Annotated in this window: 9 protein-coding genes and 1 pseudogene; 1 reads left to right on the top strand and 9 read right to left on the bottom strand. The window is 67.0% G+C overall.

Annotated elements, in window-relative coordinates; translation table 11 throughout:
* Positions 1-66: 66 nt before the first annotated feature.
* The 5 genes and pseudogenes from ACMCNK_RS23980 to ACMCNK_RS23960 form a co-directional block, all read right to left on the bottom strand.
* Entirely contained in the window at positions 67-273 is a 207-nt protein-coding gene (locus tag ACMCNK_RS23980; protein ID WP_412738616.1) for an MbtH family protein, read from the bottom strand.
* A 70-nt stretch (positions 274-343) separates the two neighbouring features.
* A complete protein-coding gene (locus ACMCNK_RS23975) occupies positions 344-1,648 on the bottom strand; it encodes an MFS transporter (protein ID WP_412738615.1) in 1,305 nt (434 codons plus the stop codon).
* Positions 1,641-2,330 carry a DUF6875 domain-containing protein gene (locus ACMCNK_RS23970; protein WP_412738614.1) on the bottom strand — a complete coding sequence of 230 codons (690 nt, stop codon included), beginning with the start codon at positions 2,328-2,330 and terminating at the stop codon, positions 1,641-1,643. Before ACMCNK_RS23970 ends, ACMCNK_RS23975 begins: the two co-directional genes overlap by 8 nt.
* Entirely contained in the window at positions 2,327-4,150 is a 1,824-nt protein-coding gene (locus ACMCNK_RS23965; RefSeq protein ID WP_412738613.1) for a methyltransferase, read from the bottom strand. Before ACMCNK_RS23965 ends, ACMCNK_RS23970 begins: the two co-directional genes overlap by 4 nt.
* Positions 4,147-4,982: pseudogene (locus ACMCNK_RS23960) on the bottom strand (IS5 family transposase). Before ACMCNK_RS23960 ends, ACMCNK_RS23965 begins: the two are co-directional and overlap by 4 nt.
* 1,145 nt (positions 4,983-6,127) lie before the next feature.
* On the opposite strand from ACMCNK_RS23960, the gene ACMCNK_RS23955 reads away from it, so the two are divergent.
* Positions 6,128-9,100: a BTAD domain-containing putative transcriptional regulator gene (locus ACMCNK_RS23955; protein WP_412738612.1), complete on the top strand. Its 2,973-nt coding sequence runs from the start codon at positions 6,128-6,130 to the stop codon at positions 9,098-9,100.
* On the opposite strand, the gene ACMCNK_RS23950 is transcribed toward ACMCNK_RS23955, so the two are convergent.
* The 4 genes from ACMCNK_RS23950 to ACMCNK_RS23935 form a co-directional block, all read right to left on the bottom strand.
* Positions 9,067-10,014 carry a hypothetical protein gene (locus tag ACMCNK_RS23950; protein WP_412738611.1) on the bottom strand — a complete coding sequence of 316 codons (948 nt, stop codon included), beginning with the start codon at positions 10,012-10,014 and terminating at the stop codon, positions 9,067-9,069. The two genes, ACMCNK_RS23955 and ACMCNK_RS23950, sit on opposite strands and share 34 nt — an antisense overlap.
* Complete coding sequence (locus tag ACMCNK_RS23945) at positions 10,004-10,609, bottom strand: hypothetical protein (protein ID WP_412738610.1); 606 nt, start codon at positions 10,607-10,609, stop codon at positions 10,004-10,006. The genes ACMCNK_RS23950 and ACMCNK_RS23945 overlap by 11 nt, the downstream gene beginning before the upstream one ends.
* A gap of 233 nt (positions 10,610-10,842) precedes the next feature.
* Positions 10,843-12,714, bottom strand: a complete 1,872-nt coding sequence (locus ACMCNK_RS23940) for a S9 family peptidase (protein ID WP_412738609.1) — start codon at positions 12,712-12,714, stop codon at positions 10,843-10,845.
* Between the two features lie 405 nt (positions 12,715-13,119).
* Positions 13,120-14,070 carry a retropepsin-like aspartic protease gene (locus ACMCNK_RS23935; protein WP_412738608.1) on the bottom strand — a complete coding sequence of 317 codons (951 nt, stop codon included), beginning with the start codon at positions 14,068-14,070 and terminating at the stop codon, positions 13,120-13,122.
* Positions 14,071-14,215 lie beyond the last annotated feature (145 nt).

Genomic DNA, 14,215 nt, shown 5'->3' with positions numbered 1-14,215 from the left:
TCGGTATCTCGTTTCCGGGGGTGACCCGCGGCCCCGAGCCCGCGGGTCACCGGCACTGCCGTGGTCTCAGCCGCCCATGGCGGCGATGAGGCTGGCCGGGCGCATATCGGTCCAGTGCTGGTCGACGTATTCCACGGCGGCCGCACGGATGCCGCGGAAGGCGATCCGCCATCCGGTCGGCACGTCGGCGAACACCGGCCAGAGCGAGTGCTGGCCCTCATCGTTGACCAGCACCAGGTATTCGGCTTCCTCGTCCTCGAAGGGGTTCGTCATCGTTTCTCTCCTCGGTGCTCGGTGCGCCGGCGGCGGCACACAGGGAAGTGATCTTTGAAGTGAGGTCCAGTCACGGTGCCGCCTCGCCCGGCCATCGGGCCGTCCGCAGCGTCCGGCTGAAGAGGGCGGCGGCGACGGTCACGGCGAGCGCCGCCGCGAGAGCGAGCAGGGCGGTGCTGGCGGGGAGCGTGGACAGCAGCACGCCGCTGAGTCCGACACCGATCGGTGCCCCGAGGGTGAACAGCGTCATCACCCCGGCCACGACCCGACCACGGACCTCCGGTTGGACCTGACGGAAGATCAGGACGTCGACGAGCACGCGCAGCGATGGCACGCCGAGCATCGCGCAGAACATCATGGCGGCGGCCCAGACCGGACCCCACGGCAGTGCCAGCAGAGCAAACACAGCGGCTTCGACGGCGCCGAGCAGGATGAGGATGAGCCCGGGGCGTAGCCGGTGCAGGGGTTTGATGAGGGCTGCTCCGGCGACACCGCCGAGGGCCAGCGCGGAGGTGACGACGCCGATCAGCCACGGTGGCGTGTCCCGCTGCCGGAGTACCACCACGACGATCAGGACGAGGGGCGCACCCGCGGTGTTGATGGCGGCGACCAGCAGGACGGCACCGCGCAGGGTGACGTCGCTCCACACGGCGACGAGTCCTGACGCCATCCGTGCGAAGTAGCCCACGGTCGGCGGCTTCTCCGCCGATGTGGCCTCCTGAGGTGCCGGCCGGGCCGGGATCCGGATGAACATCGCGGTCAGGGTGGAGATCAGGAACGAGCCGGCGACGGTCAGGAATGGCAGCACCCGGGACAGGCTGAACAGCAGCGATCCCAGCGGCGGCCCGGCCAGCATCGCCGCCGAGGTGCGGACCTCGTCGCGGGCCAGCGCCGAGGTCAGGTGCTCGCCGGGGACAACGGCCCGCAGGATGATCATGCGGGCGCCGCTGCTCACCGGCAGCACCGCGCCGAGAACGGCCGCGGCGATCATCAGATACCAGAGGTCAACATGGTCGAAAGCGATCGCCGCCGCAATGCCACCCATGACGCCCAGCCGCAGCACCTCCGCGATGATGAGGATGCGGCGCGGATCGTGCCGGTCGAGTAGGTCACCGGCCGGCAGCCCGGTCAGGAGCGCCGCGATGAGCTGCACCGAGCCGAACACACCAGCCCACGCGGGCGATCCGGTGATCGCCAGGATGGTCAACGGATAGGCGATATCCGCGGCTTCCAAGCCCAGCAGGCTGACCGCCGATCCACCCCAGAGCAGCTGAAAGTTGCGGTTGCTGCGCAGTCCTCGGCTTTGCGGCAGCGTCGCGGGTGGGTCGACTACGGGGACCGTCGGAGCCGCACGGCTCGGCTCGGGGTTACTCATGGTTGCTTTTCCTCCTGGCGATGGCCGATTCCGGCGGCGGGTCTGAGGCGACGACGCCGAACCGTCGTGCGGCGCGGTCGAACCGCTGACGGAAGTGGGGGTCTATCCCGGTCGAGGTGGCGTAGCGCGCGCCGTATCGCCGGCTGTAGGCGTGGAACATGCGCCGATCGGAGTCGAGGAAGAGGATGTCGTGAAAGGCCATGTTGCGCAGAGCCAGCATCGGAACGGGGGCCTGCGCCACCGGGAAGGCCGAATTTCGTGCGGCGGTCTCGAGGCAGTCGGGGTGGAACTGCGCCAGCATGAGCGACCGATCGGCGAGAAGCGGCTTGACCCGCGAGTGAAGCTCGTCGAGCAAGTGCCAGCGCTCGGCGGGCAGCCGGGGCAGAACCATGACGAGTGCGTGCAGAACCTCGTTGGAATGCGCCCATTGCTGGTCACGGAAGACTCCCTGCATCTCCTCAACGACCGCATCGAGAGCTTCCGCGGACGTGTCGGCACCGATCGGCCGGCTCTGCACGATGAGCGTGCCGCCCCGGATCGCCGGCTCGACGAATGGACAGACGGGCCCGTTGCGACCGATCAGGTCGTGCGGGCCAGTCAAGAATGTGGTGCACCATTCCACAGCGCGGGCGACCATCTCGTCGTCCCTGGCCGGGACTGTCGTCGACACCTCGGCCGTCACCGGATCTGCGCTTCGATCGCGACCGTGCCGTCGGACACCGCGGTCATGCCGACCTCCGCCAGGTCCGCGCGTTCCAGGAGCGCGCGGAACTGATCGGCCGTACGTTCCCGGCCACCCACGACGGCCATCATGTAAAGGTCCATGAGCGCTGCGGCCTGGTCGGAGGCCGCGCCTGCCCCTGCCGCCAGCAGCGTTTCGACGATGACGATGCGACCGTCGGGACCAAGGCTCTCCCGGCATCGGCGGAGGATTCGCAGGGCCGCCTCGTCGTCCCAATCGTGCAGGATGTGCCGCAGCACGTGAATGTCGGCGGAGGGTGGGATCTCCTCGAAGAAATCACCGACAACGACCGAGCACCGCCGAGCAAGACCGGCGGCCGCAACCCGACCCACGGCCTTGGTGGCGGCGGATTCCTGATCGAGCAGCAGCCCCCGGGCGTCGGGGAAGGCGGTCAGGACCGCCGTCAACAGCGTTCCGTCGCCGCCCCCGATGTCGAGGATAAGTTGGTCTCCGACCGGCTTGACCACGTCGACGATCGCGTCGATCTCCAGATCCATCCCTCGAGCCTGCGAGGCGAAGAAGGTCGACTGCAGTTGTGGCTGACCGGCCATGTAGCTGAAGAAGTCGGTGCCGAAGACGGTCTCGAAGGCGCTGCCGCCACCTTGGACCGTGACGTCCAGCGCATTCCAGCTGTCGCCGATCTCGGCGCCGACGATCAAGGCCGTCGGCAGCGCGGATCCGGGCGCAGACGAGAGCAGCGTGCGGCCCAGCGGGGCCAGCGCGTAGCTGCCGTCCGCCTGCGACTCGAATACCTCGTAGGGAACCAGGTCCGCCAGGAGCCTGGCGATCAGGTCGGGCTGTGCGCCGGTGACTTCGGCGAGCCACGTCGCAGTTTTGGGGCCGGCCTCCATCAGGTCGGCGATGCCCAGCTTGGCCACCACGCAAAGGGCGCGGGACAGCAGATGGCCGTAGATCAGCGACCGCATCCGCGCCGAGTCGGCCAGCCGCGCCCGATCAGGGGTGGGCAGAACGTTCGGTGGGTTGCTTTGTGCCGCGTCGGCCATGGCCGCGGACATTCGGCCGGTGATCAGGTCGACCAGTGCCTGGGGCGCCCGGAGGAACTCCCAGTGGTCGCCCTTGAGTTGCTCGTGCGTGATGTCCGGGCCGCAGGCCCGCCAGTCACTCGGCCACACCTCGGCCGGTGGGACTACGTCATCGTCGGACCAGCTGACCACCAGGACAGGGGCGGGCAGGCTGGTGCCACCGCTCCAGCGGTAACTCCGCAGCACCCGCAGGTCCTCCATCAGTGTTTCGGCCGCCAAATCCCGAAGCTCTCTGGGCAGAGCCGCGCCAGTTCGGGCGGCGGTGATGGCATCGATCTCAGCGTGCAGATCCACCGTGTCCAGGTCAGCGAAGTTGAGGCGGCCGTACAGTCCGAGTTGCGGGGCGCCCCAGGATGAGGCGACCAGGAATGCCGGTGCCGGGGCGCCCAACGCAGCGAGATTGCGTGCGGTCTCGACCGCGTACGGGAAGGCCCCGCAGTGCCCGACGAAGGCATACTGCCGGTCCAGGTACGGCAACAGTTCCGCCGCGAGCTGGGCGGCGAAGTCGGCAAGTTCGGTCACCGGATCCTCGACGATCCGCGCTTCGCGGCCGGGAGGCTGGATCGGACAAAGCACGCCGTCGCCTAATTTTTCCGGCCACTGATGGTAGCTGGATGCCGCACCGGTTCCGATGTAGTGAAAGGCGAAGATCAGATAGTCTCCGGGACCCGGTGCCCCTCTTAGCAGCCAGGGGCTAGGAAGCGTCTCTCGGATCATGGTTTGGTCCAGAGCAGGATCCCGGCAAGGGTGAGCGCGGCCTGGTAATGCACGGCGAGTTTGTCGGTGCGCATGGCCAGGCCACGCCATTGTTTGAGCCGGTTGATGCAGCGTTCCGCGACGTTGCGCTGCCGGTAGCCCTGCTTGTCGAACGCGGGTGGGCGGCCACCACGGCTGCCGCGCCGCAGGCGGTGGGCCTTCTGATCGCACGGCTGCGGGATCGTGGCCCGAATCCCGCGCCGGCGCAGCCATGCGCGGATCGCCCGAGACGAGTACGCCTTATCCGCGAGTACCCGCTCCGGGCGTCGCCGAGGCCGGCCAGGTCCGCGGCGGGGCACCGCAATCGCGTCCATGACCGCGGTGAACTGGGGTGCGTCACCGACCTGCCCGGCGGTGACGAGCAGGCTCATCGGCCGGCAACGCGACTCCGCCGCGAGGTGAACCTTGGTGCTCAGGCCGCCACGGGACCGGCCGAGGCAATGGTCGGCCGGCTCGTACCGTCGTGGTCTTTTCCCGGTCGCAGCCCGGCAGCGTGCTGATGCGCCCGCACCACGGTCGAGTCCACCGCCACCGCCAGCCAGTCGAGCTCACCGGCCGCGTCGGCGTCGGCCTGCACCGCGGTCAACACCTTCTGCCAGGTGCCATCGAGGGTCCAGCGGCGAAACCTGGAGTATGCGCCCTTCCACGAACCCAGCTCATCGGGCAGATCACGCCAGGGCGAGCCGGTGCGGTACTTCCACGCGATCGCCTCGATCACCTCACGGTGATCGGACCACCGGCCGCCGCGCTGCGGCGACCGGTCCGGCAGATACGGCTCCACCCGAGCCCACATGTCATCAGAGATCCATCGACGAACCGGCACGTACGGTCAACGAACGATCCTGATCCGAGAGACGCACCCTAATGGCGTCGGCGGAGCCAGAGTTGTGGCGTGCTCCAATCATCGGCGCATCTCCCTAAACGGTTTCACGGCGCCGATGTCGCTGTTGGACCCGGGGCGCGATTAAGTGGATGGCAAGGAAATTCGGCGCGCCGTTGCGGGCCGAACTGGCTCTGACAAATTCGACGGTAGTTGGGGCGGCTACCGGATCACTACCTCGCCGATATCGCTCGGGATACGCGCGATCGCCTTGGCACGGGCGGGTAGAGCAACGGGGGCAGCCGGTTCAAGCGGTGCCCGTGCCGCGCTCGAGGACGCGTCACAACAGGAGGCTTCTGCCAGGACGGTGACGTCACTGGTTCGATCAGGTGGCTCGTCACCGGATGCGCGCACGACGACGGCACAGGTCACGCCGGCTGCCGCGAGCCAGAGCACGTGGTGAACCAGAATCGGCCGGTTGCCGACGCGCAGCTTTCTGTCGCGGACTTCTCCCTTCGTGCAAGCTGGCCGAGGGTGTGCCAGCTGGATGCGGGAAGAGTCCGTTCCCGCCGGACCTCCGGCGCGGGAACTCCCACCCGAGCGATGCGGGGCAACGACCCGCCATGGCTCCGACCGACTTGCCTCGCTCCGGTAGGCGCTTGGCTGCCCCGGCCGCTGAATCCGTCCGTCCGCAGCTGCGGGCCAGACGTGACAGCTGCATGTCGCACCAATTCCGGGGCGAGAATGCCGAGACGAAGTAATGCGCTTCGGTCATCGACGGGTCCCTCCTGGTCGGGCGCTGCGTCTCTCATCGGCGTCACATCGGTGGCCTTCGGTCTCGTTTCGGGCTTTCCTGAATGGAAGTTAATGACCGCCGCTACCCGGCGACTACCGTGCCGATATCGCCCAGTCCAGGTGGCCGGGCCGGGGCCGCCCGCGGATGGCTTCGGCCCCGTCTATGACCAGGCAAGAGGCCCACGGCTAGCATGGAGCCGGGTCGATGGTCTGTCGCGGGGGTAGTCATGTTCACGGGAATGCCGGCTATTCAGGCCTTGGGCCCGTTACGGCTCGAGGGGCGCTCCGGCCCGGTCCGGGTCGCCGGACGTCGCAAACTCACCATGCTCGCACTCCTGATCCTGGCGCCGAGCCGTCGCGTCACCGGTGAACAGCTCACCGAGGCGTTGTGGGAGCGACCGCCGGCCTCGGCCCGTCAGCAGATCCACAACACCGTCCGTCTTCTCCGGCAGGACTTGGCAGACATTCCGGACGTAGACCTGGTGTTCGACGGCATCGGCTATGCGATCGACGCACCAACAAAGGCCGTCGATTTGTGGCATTTCAACGCCACAGTGGAGGAGGCGGCCCGGCTGGCCGGCGAGGACCGGGACGCCGAGGCTGTCCAGGCGTACATCGAGGCAGTTGCGCTCTGGCGAGGCGATCCATTCGAGGGGATGAGCTCGGCCTCCATGATGCCAGGATTGGTGGATTTGCACCTTCGCCGGGTACGGGCCTGGGAGGAGCTCGCCAAGCTACGGCTGCGGTTGGGCACTGTCGACTCGGATCTGTGCAACCAACTCAGTGTCCTGGTTTCACAGAACCCCCTGCGCGAATCCACTTATCTGCTGCTGATGGAAGCGCTCGTGGCCAACGGACGCCAGGCGGACGCCTTGATGGCTTACGAGGAATGCCGCAGACACCTCGCAGACGAGCTGGGTGTCGACCCCGGTGACGACCTGCAGAGTCTGCACAGAGCAATCCTTCAAGGCCGGCCCGGTCCGGACGAAGGACCTTCCCTGTCGCCACAACCCGCAGTGACGTCGTCACCCGATTCGCTGCCGTCCTCGACCGGTGATTTCACCGGCCGGGAGGCACAGCTCGAGGACCTCAAACGGACTTGTACTGAATCGTCGCCCATGGCTGTGGCCATCTCGGCCTTGAGCGGAATGGGAGGGATCGGCAAAACGACGCTGGCGGTCCGCTTGGCTCATGATCTGAGTGCCGACTATCCGGATGGCCGATACTTCATCAACCTCAACGGCTTCACACCGGGCCTCGAGCCGATGACCCCCCAGCGGGCGCTGTTCAATCTGCTGTCCCAGGCCGGCGTAGCCATCGAATCGATTCCCCGCGATACCGATGTGGCCTCTGCTGTTTGGCGAGCCCAGCTCGCGGGCAAGCGCAGCCTGGTCCTCCTGGACAACGTCGCTTCCGCTGACCAGGTTCGTCCCCTGCTCCCCGGCTCGGCCGGAAACCTGGTGGTCATGACGAGCCGCTTGAGGCTCTCCACCATCGACGGCGCGCACACTCTCACCCTGGACGTCCTAGCCAGCGACGAGGCCGCGGCCCTCTTTGTGAAGATCGCTGGGCCGGAGCGCTGCCCAGACCCGAACGAGGTCCAGAACGTCGTGGACCTCTGCGGGCGTCTGCCGCTAGCAATCCGCATCGCGGCGGTGCGCTTCAAGGACCGGCGTGGCTGGACGCTCACCGAGCTGGGCCGCCGGTTGAGCGATCATCACTCCCGGAACCGTCTGCTCATTTCGGGCGACCGAAGCGTCTCCGCGGCGCTCGAGGTGTCGTATCCCCACCTGACGGAAACCCAGCAGCGGCTGTTCCGTCTCCTCAGCGTGCACTGTGCGGCCGAATTCGACCCTGCGTCGTGCGCCGCGCTCGTGGATGACGAGGTGAGTTCCGTCGAGGACGATCTCGCCGGACTCTTCGACGCGAGCGCCCTCACCCAGAACGAGGCGGGTCGCTACGAACTCCACGACCTGATGCGTGACGCGGCTCGCCGGTTCTCGGAGCGGTACGACACTGAGGACCAGCGCCGGGCGGCGGCGACCCGGCTGGTGGACCACTATCTCCGGCTTGCGGTGACGATGCTGGGCTCGATCGCCAAGGGGGAGTTCGCCTACCCCGGGATAGGTCTCGAGACGAGGCCGGCGGACGCTCCAGGCGGAGCCGACCTTGCCGGCGCCATCGAGGCGTATCCGGCTTTCACGGCAACGATCGCCGCCGCCGAGAAGTTGCAGCTGCACGACCGCCTGTGGCGCCTGGTCTGCGCCATCCAGCCCCTGCTCTCTGCTCGGAACTATGGCGGCGAAGCCGCGAACCTGTTCCGGCTCGCGATTCGATCGGCCCAGATCTGTGGCGACGAGATCGGCGAAGCCATTGCCAGTTCGGGTCTAGCCGTGGCCAGCCGCGAGCGGACCGATACGCGGGAGGCCATCCAGGCGTTCGGCCACGCCATCAGCCTGTCCGAACGGCTTGAGCGCAGCGACTGGCTCGCCTTCCAGCTCTCTGACTTGGGCATCATGCACCTCAACACCGGCGATCTCGACCTTGCCGCCGACGTCTTCAAGCGCGCGGTCGTCCATGCCGAGCGTGCACAGGACAAAGAATCCGGGCGCGGGACCCTGGTCAACCTGGCGGTCGTCGCCCGGCAGTTCGGAGAGCTCGAGCAATCCCTGGTACACCTGCGCCTGGCCGAACACATGACGGGCGGCGGCGAGCACGTTGAGTTGGTCATCGCCTTGCATCTCGGGTACACGCTGGCCTTGATGGGCAGCACCGTGGAGGCGCTGAACTACTTCGAGCAGAGCCGTCATCTCGCCGAAAGGCTGGACGTTCCGGTCTTTCAGGCGGCCGCGCTGTGCGGCGAATCGGGCACGGCCCGGCAGCGAGGCGACTATGTGCGCGCGATCCGAGCGGGACGCGCAGCGCTAGCGCTCACCAGGACCTACTCGTCAGTGGAGGTCGAATCCGAATCCCTCCTGGTCCTCGGAGAGGCGTTCCTCGCGGCAGCGGATCTCGATCGCGCCGTCACTCTGCTCAACGAGGCGAGTGAGGTCGCCAAGTCGGGAGGGTTCATCAACTTCGTTGGTCGCGCCCGCCTCGGTCTCGCACACGCCGCACTTCGCCGGGGCGCCGGCTACCAAGCGGCCCAAATCCTGAACGACATAGCGGTCGGCAGCGTTTCCGACGCCCTGATCCGCGACAGCATCGCGCGGCACCTGGCCAGTACGGACACGTGCTTCTACTGCACCTCTTCCGCCGACGATCAAGTGGTCATCCTCGGCAAACTGCCGGGGTGATCCAGGACAGCATCGGCGTCGGGATCCGGCAGCTCTCGAGCATGTGTCGGCGGGCGGCATCCACCACGGGCCACCAGGAGGCCTCCGACCATGATCGCCCCGAACGCGGGAAGACCCATGAGCAGGCCGATCGACGCGTGCAGCCCCAACCCCACCAGCAAGGCGACCGACCGCAGCGTCCGATTACCACACACCCCGGCCGCGATGATGAGTTCACCAACAACGACGGCGACCTCCAGGACGACCATGACGACGCGGTTCTCGATTACCGGCAGCATCGGCGTCAGAACGATCGGGGGCAGCCCGAAGGTGGGATCCAGGAACACCGACTGAAGCCACCCTCCTGTCCCCCAGCCGGGTGTGACAGTCTTGGATACGGCCGCAACCAGATAGACGATGGAGAGCTGAGCCCGGATCGTCAGAACCGCTGCCGCCGCGGAGCCGGCGGATGGGCTCCTCCGATCCCCGGAGTGCGGCCCCGCGATCCACGCCCAGGACCGGCCATCGGAGACACAGACCGGAATCACCAACGCCGTGATGATCGTGGCCACACGTTCGCCTCCGGTGTTGACCGTGAAAGCCATGGCCATGCTCAGGCTCACCAGAAAGTGGGGAATACAGGTCCATCGCGGCTTGAACCCCATCATGACCGCGGCCAGCACGATCAGCGACAGCGCTCGGGCGACGATCGTCCCGCCGGTGATGCGAGAATCGGAACACCAGATGGCCGACCAAGGAGATGCGCAGGGGCCGGCCGCCCGCTCCGCCGCGGTGAACGCCACGTCGTCGGTGATGAACAACAGGCTGCATATCTGGGCGGCCGCGATGACTGAACGACCGGCCTGAAGGTACCGATCGTTCGGCACCAGGCCCTCCACCCATGCGCGCAGGCGGGCCAGTGGTTCAGCTTTCACAGGTCACTTCGACCCGTGCGGCTTCCACGGCACCGGCGGGCACGAACGGGAGCTCCACCTCGGGCCGGAATTCACGGTCGGCCGACGGAGTCCGCAGCAGAATCATGTCGCCGCAGAGAGTTCGGCGGGTAGCGCTGTTTCGCACTGCGAACTTTTGCTGGGTGGAGGCGGTGCGAACACATTCCTGTCCCGGCGATCGGCACAAGCTCCACGCCTGCGCCGGAACCGCGGCGGCGAGGTAGCTCCGTTCGATGAGCTGCGACATCCACTTTTTTCGGAGCCCTCCCGCGTCGTCAGCGCTCTCGGCCCGAGCGACAAGGTCCACCGGAGCCGCACCGCCGGCGAACCGGTAGGGGTAAATGATCGGCGCGTCCCGATACCGGGAGAAGAACGACCACTCCTGGGGCCAGGCCGCCTGGACTCCGACCGCCCGTTCACGAAGTCGGCCGTGTGTCGAGCTGACGATCACCTGGCTGATCACCGACAGCGCCAGCGCGCCGCCCAGGATCCCGATCCACATCTGGAACGCGCCCCACGCCGACGACTCGGTACGGCTGCTCCCGGGAACGGCCGACCCTTCGCGTCCCATGCTCATTGAGCGAAAGTCGGTTTGTTGATGAGGCTCGGTCGGGGGGTCTCGTCAGCGAACGAATTCTCCGCGAAAACTCCGACGCCGATTGCGACGGCAATGGCGATGCAAAGGCCGACGATTAGCCTCTTCATTCTGGTTCCGCTTCCTCTCGGTGGTTCCGGACCCGCGCTTCGATCGGTCGAGTTCTTACAGTGTCCCGGCTCCCGCTACCACGCCTCTACCATGCGCGGTGGTGGTCAGGACTCCGCGGTCAGATGCCGGAGAAGGAACTCGGCTGCCAGGGTGAGGGCCTGTTCCTGGTTCTCGCGCCGGGTGAAGACGTGACCCTCGTCGGGGAACAGGTGATAGTCGACCTGGCCTCCGTTGGCACGGACGTGCTCGACGATCTGGTCACTCTCGGCCTGGGGAACCCGCGGGTCGTTGGCTCCCTGGATGACCAGCAGGGGCGCGGAGATGCGGTCGGCGTACGTCAAGGGTGAGCGCTGACGCAGGAGGTCGGCGTCGCGCTCCGGGTCGCCGATCAGGCGAGCGGTCACATGGTGCCAGCTCGCGGGCGTCGACCGCACCAGGGTGTGTAGGTTGGCCGGTCCGCAGATGTCGACGCCGGCCCGCCAGCCGATCTCGGGGAGTCGGCTCAGGCATGACAGCACGGCGAATCCGCCGTAGGACTGGCCGAAGACACCGATGCGGTCCGGGGCGACCCAGTCCAGGGTGCGCAGGTAGGCCGCCGCACTGGCGAAGTCGTCGAGGTCGGCACCGCCCCAGTCGCGGTTCAGGGCGTCCTCGTGCTGGCGGCCGTAGCCGACCGAACCTCGGAAGTTGGGGGCGAGGACACCCACTCCGTGGGCGGCGAGATACTGATAGAGCCCGTCCCAGCGGTATTCCGGGACTTCCGTGGAATTGGGCCCGCCGTGGATGGAGATGACCATGGCTGCTGGCCTGTCGACTGCGGGACGGTAGAGCAGGGCGGCAACCCCGGCTGCTGTGCCCGGTGACGGGTAGGTGACGACGCTGGGTTCGACGAAAGACGCCGGATCCGCCGCGGCCGGTGCCACCTGAGTGATCCAGTCGATGGCCCCCGACCTCAGATCGATCCGAGCGATGTTCGTCGGGCGGGTGCCGGTGTGCACCATCGCCAGCGCATGCGAGCCGGTGGGCGAGAGGCTGAGGTGGGTCAGAGAACACAGTGGGAGGTGCGGAACGTCCCAGGTCTCGCCGGTGGCCAGTGCACGGACCCGGATGACGTCCGCGGAATCGCGGAGGATGACCCATGCCGCTGTCGAGCCGTCCGGGGCCAGCGCCACCTGCTGGACATCCCAATCCGGCGTGTCCCACCAGGTCAGTTCGCCGCTGTCTGGGGCGATGAGGGCCAGCCCGGCGAACTCGCGGCCCACGTTGGTCGCCGCGAGGAAGCCGGACCCGTCCGGCAGCCACGGGCCGACGTCGTAGCTCGCGGTTTCCGCAGGATCGGTGAGCAGTTTCACTTCGCCCGTGGCCACGTCGATCACGTGCACTGCCTGGTCGCTGCGGGTCGATCGCCATTCGAGTACGGTGAGATACCTGCTGTCGGGCGACCAGTGACCGGCGTAGGGAAGACCGTCGCCGACGAGCACTCGCCGGATGGAGCCGTCCTGGGTGTCGAGGATCAGGATGTCTTGTTCGCTGGCTACACGGTCGTTGCCGGCCAGGGCGAACCACCGCCCGTCGGGGGAGAAACCCGGACCGTCGCCGGCCTCGAAGGTGGCGTCCGGGCTGGCGGTGAGCAGTTCCGGCTCCCGATCTCCGGCCACGGAGACTCGGTAGAGCTGCGTGTTTTCATCGCCTTCACGGTCGGCGAAGAAGTAGACCCAGTCGGCCCGGGGGTCGAAGGTCACGTCGTGGGCGGCGAGATCGGCGAACTTCGTGACACGGCACTCGGTGCCGTCGGTCAACGACCGGATCACCACATTGAATTGTCCGGACTGGTCGTCAATGTAGGCCAGCCGGCTTCCGTCCTGCGCCACCGCCAGCGTCGACGCCAACCGTTCGGTCGGCCGGTACATCGCGAAGTTCGACAACATAGCTCCTAAGCATCTCCGCGCCATTGGTTGCTGATCGGGCGTTAGCACTGCGCCGGGCGCACGACGATCAGACTAACGTCGATGGCTACCCCGGCGGATGCAAGGCTGTCCTGCGCAGGAAGCTCTGCCCTCGTATGTCAGAGTTGACTCCGCACGATGAGTCCCATCGCCGAGTAGACCAGCAGCCCCGGCCGGTCTCCCGTGTCGCTCGCAAGTCGATTGTCAGGTCTTCGTCGGTCTGCTCTGGGGGACAAGGCACGCAAACAACCGGGGGGGGACATGAACCGGGCCAACTCGGATATTTGCCGCACGCTGGGCGACGCCCCGTTGAGCCACCCCGAGTGAGCAGACCAGTGCGTGAACTTAAGGAGTTTCAAGCAGGAGCCGCGTTGACAGTTGTGAAGCGAGCCTTGCCTGTGGCCTTCCCGACTGACGCTTCTGTGGCGGAGAACGTCAGAGACGAGGATGCAGGATCAATCGCGAGTTGGACAGGTCAATGGTGACGCGGTATCGGTGCAGGTAGTCGGTGCCGACGAGGCCGTCGTGGATGATGTCTTGGAACTGGACGCGGGCCGCTGCCTGGGCAGTCTGTGGTGCGGCTTCGAGGTACACGTCGCCGTGGACGGTGGCCCAGTGGCGGGTCCATGGGTGGCCGGTTTCGTCTGTGCCGGTCTTGGTGGTGACGGTGGGGTCGTCAGGCTGGATCCCGCAGTCGGGCATGAGGCGGGTGTCGAGGATGAGGTTCGCTGATCCAGTGTCGATCTCCACGTGGATCTGGCGGCCGCTGGGCAGCACCATGGTTGCGAATGGGTCGACCGACGCCGCATCTCGGCGCAGGTCGAGGGGGATCGGGTAACCGTCGCCGGGGAAGCTGTCGGCGGGTTGCACGGTCAGCGTGGATGCGTCCGGGTCGATGGTGATGGTGTGGTGGAAGAAGTCGAGGCCCAGGATGCCAGCGAATCCATCTGGGCCGTCGACCTCCCCGAGGTCGGCGATACAGGCGAGGTGCCCATCGACGGTGTAACCGCCGATGGCGGCCAGGGGGAGCCGCACGAGCGGCGAGGAGATGGCTTGGCCGGACATCCGTCGTGCGGTGTATGTGTCACCGGTCGCCTGCACACCGACTTCGGCGGCCACCGCGGAGGAGACGACGGTGACACCGATGCCAGTGTCGACCAGAAAGCGGTACGGATTGCCGCCGAGGCGGATGGGGACCCGGATGAGGTGCTGGACGCGATCGAACTCGACCGATGTAATCACGTGAGGATTGTGCAGATCGGCCGAGATTGAGTCCACCCCTGCCTGCAAGTCAACCCTCCACAGGCCGAGGGAGTCCGACTCGAACGGTACACAGTGCGTGAATGGGGCGCAATTCAGAGGTCGGAGACGATCGTTTGCACCCACACCGGATCCAGCTCGTTGCCGGCCCTGGTGGGTCGATCAGAGCCATGCTGGTCAAGATGCTCGAACAAGACTGATCTAGTTCCAACGCGGTTCAGTTAGTCAAACGACTCGGTTGCACCTCTGGCCATCCGATGAATCGGGGTCG

The sequence above is a fragment of the Krasilnikovia sp. MM14-A1259 genome, assembly GCF_047159535.1.
Classification (GTDB): Bacteria; Actinomycetota; Actinomycetes; order Mycobacteriales; family Micromonosporaceae; genus Actinoplanes.
This window is presented reverse-complemented; position numbering and strand designations above follow the sequence as displayed.

Bases quoted from the DNA above. Each gene is read 5' to 3' on its own strand.
- ACMCNK_RS23945 (WP_412738610.1), bottom strand. From the start codon at position 10,609: ATGAGCATGGGACGCGAAGGGTCGGCCGTTCCCGGGAGCAGCCGTACC.
- ACMCNK_RS23955 (WP_412738612.1), top strand. From the start codon at position 6,128: ATGCTCGCACTCCTGATCCTGGCGCCGAGCCGTCGCGTCACCGGTGAA.
- ACMCNK_RS23980 (WP_412738616.1), bottom strand. From the start codon at position 273: ATGACGAACCCCTTCGAGGACGAGGAAGCCGAATACCTGGTGCTGGTC.
- ACMCNK_RS23975 (WP_412738615.1), bottom strand. From the start codon at position 1,648: ATGAGTAACCCCGAGCCGAGCCGTGCGGCTCCGACGGTCCCCGTAGTC.
- ACMCNK_RS23965 (WP_412738613.1), bottom strand. From the start codon at position 4,150: ATGATCCGAGAGACGCTTCCTAGCCCCTGGCTGCTAAGAGGGGCACCG.